The sequence below is a fragment of the Nonomuraea sp. C10 genome (assembly GCF_008017515.1).
GTDB lineage: Bacteria > Actinomycetota > Actinomycetes > Streptosporangiales > Streptosporangiaceae > Nonomuraea > Nonomuraea ferruginea.
The window spans coordinates 5,579,412-5,598,872 of the sequence record NZ_VPFF01000001.1 but is presented as its reverse complement, the minus strand read 5'-3'; the positions used below and the strand labels follow the sequence as shown (position 1 = coordinate 5,598,872).

Genomic DNA, 19,461 nt, shown 5'->3' with positions numbered 1-19,461 from the left:
GCGATCGTTATCGATCGTCAAGGTCAGGCTTGGCGGCGCATTTCGGCGTGAAGGCTGATCGAAGTGAGCGCTTTTGATCAGTGTTTGCTTGACGTGTTCGCTCGGTGATGCCAGCATCGCCTGAACTCATCGCTGACTGGGGAGGCCCGATGCGCTGGCTGCGGGAGCTGGACGACCGGAAACTCTCGCCCCACACCGGCTGGACCCGCGACCACTGGGCGGCGCTGGCCGACCACCTCCTGCTGTCGGCGCGGCGCCACGCGTCCCCCTCGCACGCGCGGATCTCCTTCCCCGGCGAGCCGGGCGGCTACGGCCCCGACGTGGACGGGCTGGAAGGGTTCGCGCGCACGTTCCTGGCCGCCGGGTTCCGGGTGGCCGGCGAGGGCGGCCGCGACCCGCACGGCCACCTGGAGTGGTACGCGCGCGGCCTGGCCGCCGGCACCGACCCGGGCTCCCCCGAGCGCTGGGTGCGGCTGGACGAGCACGACCAGGCCAAGGTCGAGGCCGCCTCCATCGCGCTGGTGCTCCACCTGACCAGGCCGTGGCTGTGGGACCGGCTCGACGAGGGCGTCCGGGAGCGGGTGGTCGCCTATCTGGCCCCGGCGATCGGGTCCTGGTATCCGCCGATCAACTGGGTGTGGTTCCAGATCGTGGTCGAGCAGTTCCTCGCCTCGGTCGGCGGGCCGTGCTCTCCCGCCGACATCGAGGCCGGGCTCGCGCTCACCGACGGGTTCGCCCGCGAGCAGGGCTGGTACGCCGACGGCGACAAACGCGCCTACGACCACTACGTCGGCTGGGCGCTGCACTTCTACCCGCTGCTGTGGACCGAGATGGCCGCTGGCGACCCGGCCGCCGACACCCGCCGCCCCGCCTACCTGTCCAGGCTGGAGCGCTTCCTGCGCGACGCCGTCCACCTCGTCGGCGCCGACGGGTCGCCGCTCATCCAGGGCCGCAGCCTCACCTACCGGTTCGCCGCCGCCGCCCCGTTCTGGGCGGGCGCCAGGGCCGGGGTCGGGTCGCCCGGCCTGCTGCGCCGCGCCGCCTCCGGCATCGTCCGCCACTTCGCCGAGCGCGGCGCCCCCGATGACGACGGCCTGCTGACGCTCGGCTGGCACGGCCCGTGGCGGCCGATCGCCCAGTCCTACTCCGGCACCGGCTCGCCCTACTGGGCCGCCAAGGGCCTGTACGGCCTGGCGCTGCCCGCCGACCACCCCGTGTGGACCGCCGTCGAGGAGCCACTGCCGGTGGAGGAGGGCGACTTCCAGCTCGCGATCCGGTCACCCGGCTGGCTGGTCTCCGGCACCCGCGCCGACGGCGTCGTCCGCGTCGTCAACCACGGCACCGACCACGCGCTGCCCGGCGACCAGCTGTCCGACTCCCCGCTCTACGCCCGCCTGGGTTACTCCACCGCCACCTCGCCCGTCCTGGCCGGCCCGCACGCCGCCGACCCGCTCGACCAGTCGGTCACCCTCCTCGACCCGTCGGGCCGGCCCAGCCACCGCACCGGCTTCGACGCCCTCCTCGCCGACCGCCTCCCCACCGGCACCGCGCTCGGCGCCTCCCGCTGGCGGGCCCACTGGGTCGAGCCCGGCCTGGACGCCCCGGACCACGGCTCGGGCCGCGCCGGCGCCGTCACCCCCGGCCCGACGCTCACGGTCGTGTCCGCGCTGCGCGGCCCCTGGGAGGTCCGGCTCGTCCAGGTGGCCGCCCCATGCACGTCTCCTTTGCGGATCGGCGGCTGGCCGGTCTCGTCGGCCTCCGACTCCCTGATCGTCCCCGGCCCCGGCCTCGACCTGGCGGACGTCACCCGCGCCGACGACGCCACCCCGCTGTCCCCGGAGACCTTCATCCCCTGGTGCGGCACCACCACCGCCGCCGAGCCCGGCCGCTGGTACGTCGCCGGCGTCCACCTCGGCACGGCCGCCTCCCCGGCCCCCGAGATCGCCTGGACCGCCACCACCGGCCGCATCACCTGGCCGGACGGCGTCACCGACACCCTCGACCTTCCCGCCCTCCTCCGCTGACGGGACGGCGGTCAGGCGGAGGAGGAGCGCACGATCAGCCGGGGCTCGACGACCACGCGGTGGGCCGGGCGGTGCGGGTCCCGGTCGGCCAGGCGGGCCGCCAGCAGCGCGAACGCCGCGCGCCCGATGGCCGCCTTCGGCGGACGCACCGCCGACAGCGGCGGGTCGCACAGCTCGGCCACCTCGTCGTCGTACGTGACCACCCCCAGGTCTCCTGGCACCCGCAGGCCGCGTTCCTGGCAGCGCTCGACCAGGCCGATCGCCTCCGGATCCGGATGGACGAGCAGCGCCGTGGTGCCCGTGGCGAGGCAGGCGTCGAGGATCTGGTCCAGGGCCGCCGTCCAGCCGGGATCACGCCGGTCGACCACGGTCAGGTCGGGGGCGCCCTCCAGGCCGAGCTCCTCGCTCGCCTGCCGCCACCCGCGCCGCACGTGCGGCGCCGTCGGGCTCTGCTCGGTGGTGATGACCCCGATCCGGCGGTGCCCGAGCGCGGCCAGGTGGCGCACGGCCATCGCGGCCCCGAGCGCGTGGTCGCTGACGACGGACTCCATGGCCTCCTGGTAGGGACCGATGGTGGCGGCGCGTTCGACGAGCACGACCGGGACGGGCGCCTGGCGCAGCCACCGCACCAGCTCCTCGCCGTCGTCGCCGGTGGTCGTGGGCGCGACGAGCAGCCCGTCCACGCCCACGAACTCCACCAGCCACGACAGCTGCCGCCGCTCGTCGGCCGCCTGGTAGGAGGCGCCGCGCAGGACGATCCTGGCCCCGGCCGCCGCTGCGGCCTGCCGGACGCCGCGGATCACGTCGGGCCAGTAGTAGTCGAGCGACGGCACGACCATCCCGATCGTGAGCCGCCGCGCCTCGCCGCCGTTCTCCTCGGGGACGGGCTGCGGCGGCGCGGCCCCTTCCGGCTCGCCGACGAGCGCGCCGCCGTGCAGCACGGCCCCGCCGCGCACCCGCCGGATCACCCCCTGGGAGGCGAGCAACGCGATGTCGCGGCGGATGGTGATGGCGGAGACGTCCAGCTCCTCGGCCAGGTCGGTGACGCGCACCACGCCGCGCTGCCGCAGCAGCTCGACCACCTGGGCGCGGCGCTCGTCCGGCAGCGGCGCCGGCGAACCGGTCCCGGTCATCCCCGCACCCCCACCCGCACCAGGACCGACCCTTCGGCGGTGCCGGGCAGGGCCAGCTCCAGCCGGGTCAGCCGGTCGCCCCACACGGCGGTGAGCATCGGGTCGTCCAGCTCGCGGACGGTCAGCGAACCGGCCGCCCGCTCCGGGTCCCACGTGAGGACCGCGGCCCGCCCGCCGCCGGGCGGCCGCACCTCCACCTCCCCGGGCCCGTCCTGCCGGACCTCGCCGGCCAGGAGGAACCGCAGCGCGCTCGGCTCCCCGTCGCCGGTGAAGCGCCAGGCGTCCTCGATCGTCACCTCGCCGGACGACCGGTCGAGCAGCGCCGTCCGCCACCACCGCTCCAGCCCGCCGACCGGGTAGGCGGCCGCGAGGTCCAGCCGTACCCGGAAGAGGCCGGGCTCGTCGGCCACCTCGACGTCCCTGGCCCGGTAGGACGCGCCCGCCCGCTGCGGCGTGCCGCGGACCTCGGGCACGTTGTGCCAGTCACCGCGCATCGTCCAGATCGCGTAGCGGTCGGGCCCGAACGTCCGCGCCGTGTACGTGGGCCGCCCCGCGTCGACCACGGCCGGCACCCCGTCGACGGCCACGATCACGGAACCGACGTCGTTGTGGTTGTGGTTCTCCGCGTTGTGCCCGCCCTTGACCACGAGCGCGAGCCCCCGGTCGGTGCCGCCGGCCGCGCGCGCGACGCCCATCTGGGTGCCCGGCAGCCACGCGGAGGCGACCAGCGGCGGCCCGGCGGCCTCGGCCTCCAGCCACGCCGGGTCGCCCAGCGCGGTCATGACCCGCCCCAGCTCGGCGGCGGGGGAGACGGCGGTGGCGCGCTGGGCGGCCGCGTGACGGACCCCGTCGGGATCGCCGACCCGCTGCGCCCACCGGTGGAGCACGTCCCAGGGCTGGCCGGCGGGCGGCCGCGCGCGGGCGTCGGCGACGTTCACGTACCACCCGCCGCCCAGATGCATCAGGTACGGGAAGCGCACGGTCGCGCGGACCACCGGCGCCCCGGCCGCGTCCAGCACCCCGGAGGTGGCGTGCGCCAGCACGTCGAGCGCCTCCAGCGCGCGGCAGGCGCCGTTCCACCAGTATTCGTAGCCCTCGTCCACCGACCCGTCGGGAGGCAGCGCCGCCAGATAGCGGTCGACGCCCTCGACGGCCAACGTGACCTGCAGCGCCCGCTCCTCACCCGGCTCGGCCAGGCGCAGCGCGGCGACCAGCACGTTGCCGCAGATCCACGGGCACCAGTTGTGGACCTGACCGTCGAGTCCGAGCCAGTGCCAGTCGCGCCGCCGGGTGAACGGCTCCAGCACCCGCGCCCGCACCTCGGCGCGCACCCGCTCGCGCACGCCGGGGAAGCGCTCGTCCAGCCGCTCGCCGATCGCCTGGTCGGCCCAGGCGAGCTGGGCGGCCACGTCGCCGGCGCCGAGGTCGAGGCAGGGGGCGGCCGGGTCCGGCAGCACGGCGCCGCGCGGCCGGCAGGACTCCTCGTGCGCCGGCCAGCACCACGAGCTCTGCTCGCACAGCAGCACGATCCCGTCGGCGGCCTCGGCCAGCCACCCGTCGTCGCCGGTGGCCGCCGCCATGAGCACGGCCCGGGTCAGCCGGTCCTGGCGGTCGAACACGTTGCGCTCGTAGACCGTGCGGTCGCCGTCCTGGAAGTAGCGCGCGTACTGCGAGGCGAGCGGTTGCGGCCACGGAGAGCCGCGCTCGGCCTCCGCCCGTTCGCGCACCGGCTCCAGCGCCCGCCGCGCCGGCTCGCCCGCCAGGTCGGGGGCGGGCAGCGCGCGGCCGGGATCCAGCAGGACGCGGGCCAGCGCGCCCGGAGAGGCGGCCGCTCCCCAGAGGCTGAGCAGTGGGCCGGGACGGGCGGTCTCCGCGGCCCGGAGGGGCGGGCCGGTCGCCGTGTTCGTCATAGTCCCTCCTCGGGAGCCACCTCATAGTACCGATCGAACCTGATCGAAGATGATTCACCCGCGAACCTCCATGGAGCAAGTGATCGAACCCTTACACTCCTCTGGATCATGAAAAGAAAACTGTGGGCCGCCGTGGCGGCGCTCGTCCTCGTAGCCGCGTGGGGCTGCTACGAGCTGGTCAACGCACGCACGTTCCAGCTCGCGGGGAAGCTGGTCGACCGGGTGGAGACGGCGGAGAAGGTCGTCGCGCTCACCTTCGACGACGGTCCCGACGAGCACACGCGGGAGATCATCGACGTGCTCGCGAAGGAGCGGGTGCGTGCCACGTTCTTCGTCGTCGGGTCGGAGGTGCGCGCGCGCCCCGAGCACGCGGCCGCGCTGGTGCGGGCCGGCCACCAGCTCGGCAACCACACGTTCACGCACCGCAGGATGGTGTTCGTGTCCGGCTCGACCGTGGCCGAAGAGGTGGAGCCGACCGACGCGCTCATCCGCGCCGCCGGGCAGCGCGGCGACATCCCGTTCCGGCCGCCCACCGGCAAGAAGCTGCTCGCGCTCCCTCTCTACCTGGCCGAACGGGAGCGGGTCACGGTGATGTGGGACGTCGAGCCCGACTCGGGCCGCACCCCCGCCGCGGAGCGGATCGTGGCCGAGGTCCGCGAGCAGGTGCGGCCGGGCTCGATCGTGCTGCTCCATCCCTGGTACGAGAGCGGCGCCCGGACTCGCGAGGCCATCGGCGGCGTCGTCTCCGGGCTGCGGGCCGACGGGTACCGGTTCGTGACCGTGGCCGAACTGCTCGGCCAGGAGTGAAAACCGGGACCGAGGGGCAGAGGAGAGCCTTCGCGGACGGGAGGCCGGATGGGGACGAGCGCCGAGCGGCGGGTGGAACAGGTGGCCAGGGAGGCTCTCGGGCTGGACGAGCTGCGGCCCGGCCAGCCCGAGGCGATGGCGGCGCTGGCGGAGGGCCGCGACACGCTCGTGGTCATGCCGACGGGAGGCGGCAAGTCGGCCGTCTACCAGGTCCCCGCGCTGCTGCTGGACGGGCCGACGCTGGTGGTGTCGCCGCTGATCGCGCTCCAGCGCGACCAGGTGGAGGCGCTGCGCGAGCGTGACGAGCAGGCGGTCAGGCTGGACGCCGGCACCTCGAAGGGCGAGCGGGAGTCGTCGTTCGAGTCGCTGCGCGCGGGCGAGACCGAGTTCCTGTTCTGTGCGCCCGAGCAGCTCGCCAGGCCCGACGTGGTGCGCGAGCTGGCCGCGGCGAAGCCGTCCCTGCTGGTGGTGGACGAGGCCCACTGCGTCTCGGCCTGGGGCCACGACTTCCGGCCCGACTACCTGCGGCTGGGCGCCGTCGCCGACGCTCTCGGCCGGCCGGTCGTGGCCGCGCTGACCGCGACGGCCGCGCCCCCGGTGCGGGCCGAGATCGTCGAACGGCTCCGCATGCGCGACCCGCTGGAGGTGGTGTGCGGCTTCGACCGCCCCAACATCAGCCTGGAGGTACGGGGGACCACCGGCGATGGCGAGGACGTGGCCGAGGCCGTCGAGGCGCTGGCCAAGCCCGGACTCGTCTACACCGCCACCCGCAAGCGGGCCGCCGAGCTGGCCGGACGGCTGGGCGAGCGGGGCGTGCGGGCGGCCGCCTACCACGCCGGGATGCGGCGGGCCGACCGCGACGCCGTCCAGGAGACGTTCATGGCCGGGGAGCTCGACGTGGTGGTGGCCACCAACGCGTTCGGCATGGGCATCGACAAGCCGGACGTCCGGTTCGTGGTGCACGCCCAGGTGCCCGGCTCGCTCGACTCGTACTACCAGGAGATCGGCAGGGCGGGCCGGGACGGCGAGCCCGCCGCGGCGGTGCTCTTCTACCGGGCGGAGGACCTGGGGATGCAGCGGTTCTTCACCGGCGGGCTGCCGGACGAGGACGCGCTGGCCGCGGTCGCCCGCGCCATCGGCGAGGAGGGCGGGCGGACCGACCGCAAGCATCTGCGCGAACGGCTCGGCATCACCGCCCGCCGCGTCACGTCGCTGCTGAACCTGCTGGAAAAGGCGGGCGCGGTCCGGCTCGGCACCCGCTCCGTCGCCGCCGCCGAGGACGCGCCCGCCCCGGAGGAGGCGGCACGGGCCGCCCGCGAGGTCGCCGAGCGGCACCGGGAGGTGGAGCGCACCCGGCTGGAGATGATGCGCCGCTACGCCGAGACCCGCGACTGCCGCCGCGGCTTCCTGCTCGGCTACTTCGGCGAGCGGCTGCCCGGCCCGTGCGGCGCCTGCGACACCTGCCTGGCCGGCACCGCGTCCCACCCGGAGCCGGCCGGCGACGTCCGGTTCCCGATGCACGCCCGCGTCGAGCACGTCGAGTGGGGGCCGGGCGAGGTCATCCGCCGTGAGGAGGACCGGCTGACCGTGCTGTTCCACGAGGGCGGCTACCGCGAGCTGCTGCTGTCGGCCGTCACAGAGGAGGGCCTGCTGCGCGAGGCCGGGTGACCGGGCATCCCGCCCGGTCGTGCACCATGGAGACGTGACCGTAGCAGAAGGCACCGCGCTCGGCCGGCTGGCCGGGCTGGTGGAGTGCGGCGGGGTGGTGGTGCTCAGCGGGGCGGGCCTGTCCACCGAGTCGGGCATCCCCGACTACCGCGGCCCGACCGGCCGGTCCCGCAACGCCCAGCCGATGACCTACCAGCGCTTCGTCGGCAGCGAGCAGGCGCGCCGCCGCTACTGGGCGCGCAGCCACGTCGGCTGGCGGCAGATCGGCGCCGCTCTCCCCAACGCCGGGCACCGGGCGGTCGCCGCGCTGGAGCGGCGCGGCCTCCTGTCAGGCATCGTCACCCAGAACGTCGACGGGCTCCACCAGGCGGCCGGGGCGCGGCAGGTGATCGAGCTGCACGGCGGCCTGGACCGGGTGGTCTGCCTGTCCTGCCGCGAGCGCACCCCTCGGGCGGAGCTCGACCTGCGGCTGCGCGCCGCCAACCCCGGCTGGGCGGCCGACGCGGGGCAGATCAACCCCGACGGCGACGCGGTGCTCACCGACGAACAGGTCGAGGGCTTCCGGCTGGTCGGCTGCCGCTCGTGCGACGGCGTGCTCAAGCCCGACGTGGTGTTCTTCGGCGAGAACGTCCCGCGCCCGCGCGTCGAGCGGTGCTTCGAGCTCGTCGGGTCGGCGCGGGCGCTCCTCGTGCTCGGCTCGTCGCTGGCCATCCGCTCCGGCCTGCGCTTCGTGGACCGGGCCGCCGCGCTCGGCCTGCCCATCGCGATCGTCAACCAGGGGGCCACGGGCGGCGACCACCACGCCACCCTCACCGTCGACGCCCCGCTCGGCGTCACCCTCACCGCTCTCACCGCGACCACGTCGCCGCTGCGGGCACAATAGGGTCATGCCCGCCACCTGCCACTGCGGCCTGCCCGCCGCCTACGCCGACTGCTGCGGCCGGTTCCACCGCGGCGAGGCCGCCGCCGCGACGGCCGAGCAGCTGATGCGCTCGCGGTTCGCCGCGTTCAGCGTCCGCGACTCCGCCTACCTGATGCGCACCTGGCACCCGGCGAGCCGCCCGCCCGGCATCGACCTGGAGCGGAAGACGCGCTGGGTGCGGCTGGAGATCCTGGAGACGACCGGCGGCAGCGTCGTCCACACCGAGGGCACGGTCCGCTTCCGCGCCCACTACGTCCACCGCGGCAAGCCGGGCGAGATGGAGGAGCACAGCCGGTTCGTCCGCCACGAAGGCCGCTGGGTCTACTCCGGCGCTCTCTAGGAGGCCTGCCCGCGCCGCCCCGGCCGGTCCCGCCGGGTGAGCGCCGGCACCAGCCCTTGCGGCAGGAACAGCACAACCCCGATCAGCACCAGCGCGTACACCGCGTACGACAGCACGCTCGGCGCGTAGGTCGGCATCCCCGGCAGCGCGGCCAGCCGGTCGAGCCCCTGCACGAGCAGGGTGATCGCGCTCGCCCCCGCCAGCGCGCCCCACACCGTGCCCAGCCCGCCCACGACCGCCATGACGATGTACTGGATCGAGATCAGCACCGGGAACGACCCCGGCGCCACGTATCCGGTGTAGAAGCAGTAGATGCCGCCTGCCAGCCCCGCGAACGCGGCCGACAGTGCGAACACGACCAGCTTGTAACGGCCCACCGGGATGCCGGAGGAGGCGGCGGCCGTCTCGCTGGTGGCCAGCGCGCGCAGCGCCCGTCCGGGCCGCGAGGCGATGACGTGGTGCGTGACCAGCATGACCAGCCCCAGCGCCGCCCACGTCAGCCAGGCGTACGCGGCCGCGCTGTCCATCTCCCACGACCCGATGCCGAACTGCGGGATGCCCTGCAGCCCGATGTCGCCTCCGGTGAACTCCAGCTGCCCCGCCAGCGACAGCAGGATGAGCTGCACCGCCAGCGTCGCGAACGCCAGATGGTGGCCGCGCAGCCGCAGCAGCGGCATCCCGATCAGCACCGCGAAGACGGCCGCCATCAGCGGCGCGGCCACCAGCCCCAGCAGCGGCGGGAACCCGCTCAGCGCCAGCAGCGCCGCCGTGTACGCGCCGACGCCGTAGAACGCGCCCTGCCCGAGCGAGACCTGCCCGGCGAACCCCATCAGCAGCGACACCCCGACGGTCACGATGGCCGCCAGCCCGAGCAGCACGTAGACGGCCAGCGCGCTGTCGTCGAGCACCAGCGGCAACCCCAGCGCGACGGCCACAGCAGCGGCCCCGGCGGCAGTTCGTACAGCCGCGGCCCCGGCGGCAGTTCGTACAGCCGCGGCCCCGGCGGCGATCTTCCTCACACCGCCTCCTCATGGATGGCCGACCGGCGGCTCGCCTGCACGATCATGACCACGAGCATGAGCCCGAGCGCCACCTCAAGCTGGTGGGAGCCGTACCCGTACCCGGCGGCCATCGTCTCGGCCACCCCCAGCAGCAGCGCCCCGCCGAGCGCCACGACCGGGCGGGTGAGCGCGCCGAACACGGCCGCGGCGAACGCGTTCACGATCAGCGTCACGTCCGTGTCGAACGAGATCGGCCGCAGCGGCGTGATCAGCACCCCGGCGAGCCCGCCGAGCAGCCCGCCGAGGGCGAACGCCAGCAGCCCCATCCGCCGGGTGTCGATGCCGACCACGCGGGCCGCGTACGGGTTGGAGGCGCACGCGGTCAGCGCCTTGCCCAGGTAGGTGCGCCCGAAGAAGAGCGCGAGCAGCACGAACGTGGCGGCGGTGACGGCGATGACGAGCAGGTGCTGCGTCTGGATCCGGGCCCCGGCGATCGTCACCGACCCGGCGAGCCCCGGCGCCGAGCGCGGCTGGTCGCCCCAGAGCACGATCTCGACCGCGTACGCGAGCACCCCGACCCCGAGGGTGATGATCAGCGACGACAGCGGCGTGGTGCCCGGCCGGCCGATCGCGGCCAGCCCGGTCAGCAGCCCGGCCACGCCGGCCAGCAGGACCGCCGCCGCCTCGCTCACCCCGTGCGGCACCCCGAGCCCGAGCAGCGAGGACGTGCACAGCCCCGCGACCACGGCGAACGTGCCCTGCGCGAAGTTGACCACCCCGGTCACCCGGTGGATGGCGACCAGCCCGCTGGCGATGAGCGCGATCGCGCACCCCACGGCCAGCCCGTTCAGCAGGTACGTCAGGAACGCGCTCATGTGATCGCCCCGCCCAGGTAGGCGCTGGCCACCCGCGGGTCGTCCGCCAGCTCCGCGCACGCCCCCTCCGCACGCACCTGCCCCGATTCGAGCACGTACGCGCGCGAGCACAGCTCGAACGCCAGCCGCGCGTTCTGCTCGATGAGCAGCACCGCCAGCCCCTGCTCCCGGTTGAGCGTGGCCAGGTGGGCGGCCAGGTCGGCGGTGATGTTCGGGGCCAGGCCGAGCGACAGCTCGTCCACCACGAGCACCTGCGGCCGGGACATCAGCGCCCGCCCGACGGCCACCATCTGCTGCTCGCCGCCGGACAGCACGCCCGCCCGCCGCCCGGCCAGCTCGGCCAGGCGCGGCAGCAGCTCGTAGACCGGGGCCGGGTCGCGCTGCCCGGAACGCCAGCCGCCGAGCGCCAGGTTGTCAGCGACCGACATATCCGGAAAAAGCTGGCGGCCCTCCGGCACCAGCGCCAGCCTGCCCTCCACCCGCACCGTGCCAGAAACCGTGCCAGAAACCGTGCCCGACGCCGGAGTGAGCAGCCCGGCCAGCGTGTTGGCCAGCGTCGACTTGCCCGCCCCGTTCGGGCCGAGCAGCGCCACCATCTCGCCCTTGCCCACCGCGAGCGTGACATGGTCGAGCGCGATGGCCGTGCCGTACGAGACCACCAGGTCGGTGACGTCGATCATGAGGCCTGTCCGAGGTAGGCGGCGAGCACGAGCGGGTCCTCGCGGATCTCGGCCGGCGGCCCGTCGGCGATGACCCGCCCCAGGTCGAGCACCACGACGCGGTCGGCCAGCCGGGTCACGAACCCCACGTCGTGCTCGATGAGCAGGATCGTCAGCCCGTCCGCGCGCAGTTCCTCCACCAGCGCGGCCAGCCGCTCCCGCTCGTGCCCGCGCAGCCCGGAGGCGGGCTCGTCGAGCAGCAGCAGCCGGGGCCGCGCGCACAGCGCGCGGGCCAGCTGCAGCGCCCGCTGCTGGCCGATCGGCAGCCGGTCGGCCGGCCGTCCCGCCCACTCGGCCAGCCCCACCCGCGCCAGCGCCGCGTCCGCCTCACGGCCGATCTCCCGCTCGTCGCGCCGGTGGCGGGGCAGCCGCAGCGCCGCCGACACGAACCCCGACCGGGTACGGCCGTGCATGCCGACCATGACGTTCTCCCGGACCGTCATGCCGCGGAACACCCGCGCGCCCTGGAAGACGATCGACATGCCGAGCCGGGCCCGCCGGTGCGGCGCCAGCCGGTCCACCCGGTGCCCGAGGAAGGCGATCTCCCCGTGGTCGGCCGCCAGGTGGCCGGTGACGAGGTTGAACAGCGTCGACTTGCCCGCCCCGTTCGGCCCGATGATGGCGCACAGCTCGCCCTCGGCCACGGCGAGCGAGACGTCCCGCACGGCGTAGACGCCGCCGAAGGAGCGCGACACCCCGGTGACCGCCAGCACCCGCTACCCCAGCCCGGCGACAGTCTTGGTCAGCTGCTCCCGCGCCCACTCGGTCGGCACGAACGCGCCGTCCCGCACCGTGTTGACCGAGATGTACTCGGGCGTCAGGCCGGAGTGGTCGGTGGGGGAGTAGCGGAAGCGGCCGTTCGGGGTGATCAGGTCCATCGTCTCCAGCGCCTGCTGGACCTTCTCCTTGTCGGTGCCGCCCGCCTTCCTGATCGCCTCGAACAGCAGCAGGCTCGCGCTGTAGCCGTCCTGCGCGAACTGCGGCGGCGGGTAGCCGTGCTTCTCCTGGTAGGGCTTCGCCATCTGCTCGATGACCTGCTTCTGCTTGCCGTCCGGCAGGTGCTCGCCCACCACGCCGATCGCGCTCTGCACCGTCATGCCCTCGGCGGCCTCGCCCATCGGCTCCAGCCACAGCTTGCTGGCCTGCGACGCGGTCAGGAACAGCGGCGTCTTCAGCCCGGACGCCGCGTACTGCTTGGCCGCGGTCACGCCCGGCGCGCCCGAGCCCCAGAACACCAGAGCCTCCGCCTCCGAGTCGCGCACGTGCTGGAACACCGGGCTGAAGTCGGCGGTGGTGGTCTCGTACGGCTCGTCCACCGCGATCGTGACCCCGTACTTCGGCGCGAGCGCGACCATGGACTCGTGCCCGGAGACCGAGTAGGCGCTCTTGGAGTCCCAGGCCACCGCGATCGTCTTGATGCCCTCGGCCTGGATGTACTGCAGGTAGCGCTCGGCGTACATGCTCGACAGCGCGGGCGTGACGAAGATGTACGACTTGATCGGCTCGACCTGCTCGACGGCCGGGGCCAGTGACAGGTAGGGCATCTTCTCGCGCTGCGCGAGCGGCTCGATGGCCAGCGCCGAGTTGGAGAACACCGGGCCGATGAGCGCGTCGATCTCGCCCTTGATCTGGTTGTAGGCCACGATGCCCTGGTCCGGCGCGGTCTTGTCGTCCCGCACGACCAGCTCGACCTGCCGCCCGAGCAGCCCGCCCTGCGCGTTGACCTGCTCGACGGCCAGCTCGACCGCCTTCTTGTCCTCGCTGCCGAGCGGGGTGTAGTTGCCGGTGAGCGAGACGATGAGGCCGACCCGGATCGGGTCCTGGGCGCCGGAGCCGCCGCCACCGCCGCCGTTGCCGCCGCACGCGGCGAGCGCCACGGCGAGACTTGCCAGGAACGGTAGAAGCTTGCGCATCAGGACCTCCTGGTGGGAGTGGCCCGAATGTAGGCAGGTACATTACGGCTGTCAAGACAATGCCTAACATTGCGGCGGAGCGGGCTGTGGTGGAACGGGACGGCGGCGTGCGGCCGCAATCGGTGATCCTGACCTTTCTCGGCGATCACGTGTACGGCCGACGCTCCTGCGTGTTCTCCGGCAGCTTCATCGAGGCGTTCGGCCGGGTCGGCATCTCCGAGGAGGCCACCCGGTCCACCCTCACCCGGATGGTCCGGCGCGGCCTGCTGCGCCGCCAGCGCGCGGGGCGGCGCATGTACTTCGGGCTCACCCCGACCAGCGCCGAGGTGCTCAAGGACGGCGAGCGGCGGATCTGGCACACCGGCGTGGTCAACGACGCCGCAGGCGACCGGTGGACCCTGGTCGGCTTCTCGCTGCCGGAGTCGTGGCAGCGGCAGCGGCACGAACTGCGCTCGCGGCTGATCTGGGCCGGGTTCGGCCCGCTGCAGAACGGGCTGTGGATCGCTCCAGGCGAGGTCGACGCCTCCGGCCTGATCGACGACCTGGGCGGCGTGAAGGTGTTCTCCGCCGAGCCCCGGCATCCCACCGACATGCAGGCGCTGGTGGCCGACGCCTACGACCTGGCGGGGCTGGGCCGGCGCTACGAGGGGTTCCTGCGCCGGTGGGACCGGCCCGACCCGGTGCCGGCCGCGCCCGACGACCTGGCCCGCTCGCTGCTGCTGCTCACCGAGTGGCTGCAGATCATCAGGACTGATCCCCGGCTGCCGCTGCGCCACCTGCCGCCCGACTGGCCCGCCGAGAAGGCCCAGCGGCTCTGTCACGCGCTGCACCGGCGGTTCAAGCCGGAGGCGACGGCGATCGCCGACGAGCTCCTCGACACCGTTCCCGATCTATGTTGGGCAGAACCGTGACAGCCGTTGCATAGTGGCCTAACTTGATGGCGAGAACGTCGAGGAGCGCGATGCGGAATCAGGGGCTGGGCTCGTGGCCGGCACGCAGGACCCGGATGACGCCCGACGGGGTGGCTCTCACGTACCGGGATGACCGGCGCACCTACCGCGAGCTGGCCACGCGGGTGGACCGGCTCGCGTCGGCGCTGCGCGCACTCGGCGCGCGGCGCGGCGACCGGATCGCCTACCTGGGCGCCAACCACCCGGCGCTGGTCGAGACGTTCTTCGCGGCCGGGGCGCTGGGCGCGGTCTTCGTGCCGCTCAACACCCGCCTGGCCGCGCCCGAGCTGGACTACGTCCTGCGCGACGCGGGCGCGGAGATCCTGCTGCTCGGGGAGGGCCACGACGGCGCCGGGCTGCCCGGACGGCACATCGGGGCGGGGGAGTACGAGGACCTGGTGGCCTCGGGCGACCCCGCGCCGCTCGACGAGCCCGTGGCCCAGGACGACATGTGCCTGATCATGTACACCTCGGGCACCACCGGGCGGCCCAAGGGCGCCGTGCTCACCCACGCCAACCTCATCTGGAACACCTTCAACCTGCTCGTGGACGTGCCCTTCCGGCACGACGAGGTGACGCTGATCAGCGCCCCGATGTTCCACATCGCCGCGCTCGCCCAGACACTCGTCCCCACCGTGCTCAAGGGCGGCCGGGTCGTCCTGGAGCCGTCCTTCGACGTCGGCCGCACCTTCGACCTCGTCGAGGCCGAACGCGTCACGGTCATGTTCGGCGTGCCCGCCATGTTCACCTTCCTCGCCCAGTCGGACCGCTGGCCGCACGCCGACCTGACGAGCCTGCGCCACCTGTTGTGCGGCGGGGCCCCGGTGCCCGAGCCGCTCATCCGCCTCTACCAGGACCGCGGGCTCACGTTCCTCCAGGGCTACGGCATGACCGAGACCGCGCCCGGCGCGCTGTTCCTGGCCGCCGAGCAGTCGATCGCCAAGGCGGGCACGGCCGGCGTCCCGTGCTTCTTCTCCGACGTCAAGCTGGTCGCCCCCGACGGCTCTCCCGCCGCGCCCGGCAGCCCGGGCGAGGTGTACGTGCAGGGCCCGAACGTCACGCCCGGCTACTGGAAGCGGCCCGAGGAGACCGCCGAGGTGCTGTCGGACGACGGCTGGTTCCGCTCCGGCGACATCGGGGTGGCCGACGAGGACGGGTACGTGCGCATCTCCGACCGGATCGGCGACATGTTCATCTCCGGCGGCGAGAACGTCTACCCGGCCGAGGTGGAGAGCGCCCTTTACAGCCATCCCGCGGTCGCCGAGGTCGCCGTCATCGGCGTCCCCGACGACAAGTGGGGCGAGGTCGGCAAGGCCCTCGTCGTGCTCCGCGCCGGCACGGGCGCGCGGGCCGACGAGCTGATCGCCCACCTGTACGGGCGGCTGGCCCGCTACAAGATCCCGAAACACGTGGAGTTCGTGCCCGAGCTGCCCAGGAACGCGGCCGGCAAGCTGCTCAAGACCCGGATCAGAGCCCTTTACGGCGAGGCCGGCTCCGGCCCGCCCGATCCCCGTGACACGAGGAGATGACCCCGCATGCGCACCTCACCGCCGTTCCGCGCGGACCACGTCGGCAGCCTGCTGCGACCCCAGCGGCTGCTCCAAGCCAGGGAGACCCTGTCCGGGGAGGCGCTGCGCGAGATCGAGGACGAGGCGATCCGCGAGGTCGTGCGCAGGCAGGAGGAGATCGGCCTGCAGTCGGCCACCGACGGCGAGTTCCGGCGCGCCTCCTGGCACATGGACTTCATCTACCGGCTCGGCGGCATCGGCCAGGCCTCGGACGAGCACATCACGGTCCGCTTCCACAACGAGCGGGGCGACATCGAGTTCACCCCCGCCGCCCTGCGCGTGCACGACAGGATCCGGCTGGAGGAGCCGATCTTCGCCGGAGACTTCGCGTTCCTGCGCGACACCGTCACCACCGCGGTGCCCAAGCTGACCATCCCGTCGCCCAGCATGGTCCACTACCGCGGCGGCCCCGCCGCCATCGACCCGGACGTCTACCCGGACGTGGAGGAGTTCTGGGCCGACCTCAGCGCCGCCTACGCCGAGCAGGTGCGCCGCATCGGCGAGCTGGGCTGCACCTACCTGCAGTTCGACGACACCAGCCTGGCCTACCTGAACGACCCCGCCCAGCGCGCCGAACTGGCCGGACGCGGGGACGACGCCGATCACATGCACCTGCGCTACATCAAGCAGATCAACGCCGCGCTCGCCGCCAAGCCCGAGGGCATGACCATCACCACCCACATGTGCCGCGGCAACTTCCGCTCCTCGTGGGCCGCCGCCGGGGGCTACGACTTCGTGGCCGAGGCGCTCTTCTCCGAGCTGGCCGTCGACGGGTTCTTCCTGGAGTTCGACGACGAGCGCTCGGGCGGCTTCGAGCCGCTGCGGTTCGTGCCGCCGGGCAAGATGGTGGTCCTCGGGCTCGTCACCACCAAGCGTGGCGAGCTGGAGTCGAAGGACACCCTCAAGCGCCGCATCGACGAGGCCGCCAAGTTCGTCGACCTCGACCAGATCTGCCTCTCGCCGCAGTGCGGCTTCTCCTCGACGGTGGAGGGCAACGTGCTCACCTCCGACCAGCAGTTCGCCAAACTGGCGCTGATCGCGGAGACCGCCCGGGAGGTGTGGGGCTGACGGCCCGTCCGGACGGCCCCGTCAGCCCTTTTTCCGATGAGGGTACGGCTGGACGCCGTTATCTTCTCTGTGAACGAGAGGGTGTTCATTTATCCGTTTTTATTGTGATTAATTCTTGAGGTACTCCGCCGCCGGGCAATGGGCCGATCTGACCCGCACCCTCCCTGACCGGGCCCCGCCACCGGGGCCCGGTCTTCCCGCGTCCGTCAGAGGCGGGGCTCCGCGCGGTTGAGCACGACCACCACCACGGGGCGCCCGGCCTTCCCTGCGCAGGGGCCGGCGGCGTGTTCGGCGGGCGCGGCGAAAGGGCGGGCGTTGACGAGGCGCCCGCACTCGGGACCGCCGGACTGCCGGTCGCACGAGGGGCGGGCCGGGAGGCCGAGCGCGGTCATCAGCGCGTGGGCGCCGGTGTTGGTGAGGCTGACCGGAGGTCCTGCCACGGCCTCCGGGCGCGCACCGCGGGCGGCCTTGCCGCGCCGGGGCGGTGGCTCGCCCCTGGCCCTGAGCAGGCCGAGCATGGTGAGGAGCACGACGAAGCCGCCGATGACGCCGGCGACCTCGTCGGCCGCGTCCGTGCCGCGCACGAGGACGGTGACGCCCAGATACACCAGCCCGACCGAGGCCAGGAGGGCGGTGAAGACCTTTATCGCTCGATTTTTACAGTTTTTCGGCATCGGAATCGTGTCTCGGCTTTCCCTTTAAGCGGTCGTTTCACCGTGATCTGACGAGGGTCAGCCGAGTTTCGCCGAAGTGTGGTCGTCACGATTCCGCAACGTTGAAAGTTGTACGAGAAATGCTGGGCGACATTTCGAGAAATGTCAGGTTGTCGAGCATGAAAGGGTGGGCGCGGCATTCGTGCCGTTCCATGACGCCAGGAAACCGAAACTCGTCGACCCGCCGGGGGAGAGGAGGGCGTTCCAGCCGACGTGCGTCACGGTCACGTTCGCGCCGGAGGCCGCCAGGGTGCCGTTCCAGATCTGGGTGACGCGCTGCCCGTCGGCGAACGTCCACGACACCCGCCACCCGCTCGTCGCGGCGGCGCCCGTGTTGGTGACCGTCACCTCGCCCTGGAACCCGCCCTGCCACTGGTTCGTGTTCCGGTACACGGCGGTGCAGCCGCCCGGCGGCGTGACGGTGGGGGTGACCGTGGGGGTGACGGTGGGCGTGACCGTCGGCTGCGGGCCGGACAGGACGTCCACCAGCGCCGGGTACCACCGGTCGGCGATCTTGCGGTCGCCCGCCGCGTTCGGGTGCACCCCGTCGTAGGTGTCGGCGCTCGTGCTGAACCCCGTCCACTGGTCGACCACCACCACCGGAGACTGCGCGGTGGAGATGCCCGCGGCCCAGGCCGGGATGGCGTTGTTGAAGGCCACGACCCGCTGCGCGCACTCGCCGCAGGTGCTCGGGTTCATCGGGATGATCTGCGCGACCAGGATCCTCATCGCCGGGTTGCTCGCCCGCATCTGACCCACCAGCGTGGTGAACGCGCCGAGGATGGTGGCGGGCGCGACGTTGCTCCACACGTCGTTCGTGCCGAAGTGCATCAGCACGACGTCCGGCCTGGTGGCCGCCAGCCAGCCCGGCAGCTGGTTCTGGCGGGCCACGTTGGTGACGAGCGCGCCGCCGTGCCCCTCGTTGTCGCCGTCGTACGCGACCGAGCAGCCCTGCGGGGGGAGGGTGCCGACGAAGTCGACGTCCTGGTAACCGGTGTCCTGCAGCCGGTTCCACAGCAGCGCACGCCAGCAGCCGGGGGAGCCGGTGATCGAGTCGCCGAGAGGCATGATCCGGGTCGCGGCCGCGCCCGCCGCGGTCCCGTTCGCGGCCACGAGCATCGCCGCCACCAACGCCAGCACCGCCACCAGGATGACCCGCGCCCTCGCCATCGCCCGCTCCCGTCGTCGCCTCCGCAGATCGTAAGAAGCCCGACCCGACCCGGAAAGGCGGCCGGCCCGCCGGTGGGCGGTGACCTGCGCGGACGGACGAGGCAGCCCTGTAACTTTCAGAACGCCAGGCCGCGAACGGACGCTGATACGAACCACCCCAGTCACCGGCACCTGCACCTCAACGGCATGGTCCTCACCTTCAGGCGCTCCGCGCCGACCCGATTCGGGCCGCGCTCCCCAGGGGCTCCGCCCCTTCGACCCCGCAAGGGCGCGGTCCTCGCCTCGGAAGGCGCTTCGCGCCTGACAACTCGGGTTGTACTCCTGGGGGCTCCGCCCCGGGCGAGGGGCTCCCGCCCCTCGCGCTCCCCGGACGTGGGCCGGTGGCGACTCAGCAGAGAGTCACCGGGCTCGTCGGGCGAAAGGCGCCCCCGGAGCAGAAGCCGTCGGCGGAAGCCCGACAGGAGCGACAGAGAGGCGGACAACCGTCCGCGCCCGGCGCGGCCACCGCGTGCGAAAACCGCTAACTCGCGAAGATGTCCTCCGGCAGCAGTGCCGACACCAGGAAGCCGGGCACGTCCACGAGCCGGCTGATCCGCAGGTTCACTACCACGCTGCAGATCGCGTAGGACGGTGGCTGGCTCGGGTCGATGCGGATCTCGTGGACGGCCATGTCAGGACCC

At 73.4% G+C, this 19,461-nt stretch carries 18 protein-coding genes; 8 read left to right on the top strand and 10 right to left on the bottom strand.

Annotation, left to right across the window (positions count from 1 at the left end; genetic code table 11):
- Positions 1-149 precede the first annotated feature (149 nt).
- Positions 150-2,024 (top strand): DUF2264 domain-containing protein, encoded by a 1,875-nt coding sequence (locus FR742_RS25640; protein WP_148033298.1) that lies wholly within the window; start codon positions 150-152, stop codon positions 2,022-2,024.
- An 11-nt stretch (positions 2,025-2,035) separates the two neighbouring features.
- Here FR742_RS25640 and FR742_RS25635 read toward each other — a convergent pair whose 3' ends face one another.
- The gene (locus FR742_RS25635) at positions 2,036-3,157 is read right to left on the bottom strand and encodes a substrate-binding domain-containing protein (protein ID WP_148033297.1); all 1,122 of its coding nucleotides are present in this window, start codon (positions 3,155-3,157) and stop codon (positions 2,036-2,038) included.
- Positions 3,154-5,067, bottom strand: coding sequence for a heparinase II/III family protein (locus tag FR742_RS25630; RefSeq protein WP_148033296.1), 1,914 nt, complete (start codon positions 5,065-5,067; stop codon positions 3,154-3,156). Before FR742_RS25630 ends, FR742_RS25635 begins: the two co-directional genes overlap by 4 nt.
- A gap of 108 nt (positions 5,068-5,175) precedes the next feature.
- On the opposite strand from FR742_RS25630, the gene FR742_RS25625 reads away from it, so the two are divergent.
- The 4 genes from FR742_RS25625 to FR742_RS25610 are packed head-to-tail and all read left to right on the top strand — an operon-like array spanning position 5,176 to position 8,804.
- Positions 5,176-5,874 (top strand): polysaccharide deacetylase family protein, encoded by a 699-nt coding sequence (locus FR742_RS25625; RefSeq protein ID WP_148033295.1) that lies wholly within the window; start codon positions 5,176-5,178, stop codon positions 5,872-5,874.
- 48 nt (positions 5,875-5,922) lie between these two features.
- Positions 5,923-7,542: an ATP-dependent DNA helicase RecQ gene (locus FR742_RS25620; protein WP_148033294.1), complete on the top strand. Its 1,620-nt coding sequence runs from the start codon at positions 5,923-5,925 to the stop codon at positions 7,540-7,542.
- Positions 7,543-7,576: 34 nt separating this feature from the next.
- Complete coding sequence (locus FR742_RS25615) at positions 7,577-8,425, top strand: NAD-dependent protein deacetylase (RefSeq protein ID WP_222709053.1); 849 nt, start codon at positions 7,577-7,579, stop codon at positions 8,423-8,425.
- 4 nt (positions 8,426-8,429) lie between these two features.
- Positions 8,430-8,804 (top strand): YchJ family protein, encoded by a 375-nt coding sequence (locus FR742_RS25610; protein WP_148033292.1) that lies wholly within the window; start codon positions 8,430-8,432, stop codon positions 8,802-8,804.
- Here the strand turns inward: FR742_RS25610 and FR742_RS25605 are convergent.
- From FR742_RS25605 to FR742_RS25585, 5 genes are read right to left on the bottom strand one after another with little or no spacing between them, the layout of a single operon-like run.
- A complete protein-coding gene (locus FR742_RS25605) occupies positions 8,801-9,823 on the bottom strand; it encodes a branched-chain amino acid ABC transporter permease (protein ID WP_261808744.1) in 1,023 nt (340 codons plus the stop codon). The genes FR742_RS25610 and FR742_RS25605 overlap by 4 nt on opposite strands.
- A complete protein-coding gene (locus FR742_RS25600; RefSeq protein ID WP_148033291.1) occupies positions 9,820-10,680 on the bottom strand; it encodes a branched-chain amino acid ABC transporter permease in 861 nt (286 codons plus the stop codon). The genes FR742_RS25605 and FR742_RS25600 overlap by 4 nt, the downstream gene beginning before the upstream one ends.
- A complete protein-coding gene (locus FR742_RS25595; protein WP_148033290.1) occupies positions 10,677-11,360 on the bottom strand; it encodes an ABC transporter ATP-binding protein in 684 nt (227 codons plus the stop codon). Before FR742_RS25595 ends, FR742_RS25600 begins: the two co-directional genes overlap by 4 nt.
- Positions 11,357-12,112, bottom strand: a complete 756-nt coding sequence (locus tag FR742_RS25590) for an ABC transporter ATP-binding protein (RefSeq protein WP_148033289.1) — start codon at positions 12,110-12,112, stop codon at positions 11,357-11,359. Before FR742_RS25590 ends, FR742_RS25595 begins: the two co-directional genes overlap by 4 nt.
- 3 nt (positions 12,113-12,115) lie before the next feature.
- Positions 12,116-13,312 carry an ABC transporter substrate-binding protein gene (locus FR742_RS25585; RefSeq protein WP_148033288.1) on the bottom strand — a complete coding sequence of 399 codons (1,197 nt, stop codon included), beginning with the start codon at positions 13,310-13,312 and terminating at the stop codon, positions 12,116-12,118.
- An 86-nt stretch (positions 13,313-13,398) separates the two neighbouring features.
- On the opposite strand from FR742_RS25585, the gene FR742_RS25580 reads away from it, so the two are divergent.
- From FR742_RS25580 to FR742_RS25570, 3 genes are read left to right on the top strand one after another with little or no spacing between them, the layout of a single operon-like run.
- Positions 13,399-14,223, top strand: coding sequence for a PaaX family transcriptional regulator C-terminal domain-containing protein (locus tag FR742_RS25580; RefSeq protein WP_261808743.1), 825 nt, complete (start codon positions 13,399-13,401; stop codon positions 14,221-14,223).
- Positions 14,224-14,273: 50 nt separating this feature from the next.
- Positions 14,274-15,791: a long-chain fatty acid--CoA ligase gene (locus tag FR742_RS25575; RefSeq protein WP_148033287.1), complete on the top strand. Its 1,518-nt coding sequence runs from the start codon at positions 14,274-14,276 to the stop codon at positions 15,789-15,791.
- A 6-nt stretch (positions 15,792-15,797) separates the two neighbouring features.
- Positions 15,798-16,898 carry a 5-methyltetrahydropteroyltriglutamate--homocysteine S-methyltransferase gene (locus FR742_RS25570; RefSeq protein ID WP_148033286.1) on the top strand — a complete coding sequence of 367 codons (1,101 nt, stop codon included), beginning with the start codon at positions 15,798-15,800 and terminating at the stop codon, positions 16,896-16,898.
- A gap of 206 nt (positions 16,899-17,104) precedes the next feature.
- Here the strand turns inward: FR742_RS25570 and FR742_RS25565 are convergent, their stop codons facing one another.
- The 3 genes from FR742_RS25565 to FR742_RS25555 all read right to left on the bottom strand — a co-directional run bounded on the left by FR742_RS25565 (position 17,105) and on the right by FR742_RS25555 (position 19,451).
- Positions 17,105-17,572 (bottom strand): hypothetical protein, encoded by a 468-nt coding sequence (locus FR742_RS25565; protein WP_148033285.1) that lies wholly within the window; start codon positions 17,570-17,572, stop codon positions 17,105-17,107.
- Positions 17,573-17,716: 144 nt separating this feature from the next.
- The gene (locus FR742_RS25560) at positions 17,717-18,781 is read right to left on the bottom strand and encodes a cellulose binding domain-containing protein (RefSeq protein ID WP_148033284.1); all 1,065 of its coding nucleotides are present in this window, start codon (positions 18,779-18,781) and stop codon (positions 17,717-17,719) included.
- A 520-nt stretch (positions 18,782-19,301) separates the two neighbouring features.
- Entirely contained in the window at positions 19,302-19,451 is a 150-nt protein-coding gene (locus tag FR742_RS25555) for an acetamidase/formamidase family protein (RefSeq protein WP_148033283.1), read from the bottom strand.
- Between the last annotated feature and the right edge of the window lie 10 nt (positions 19,452-19,461).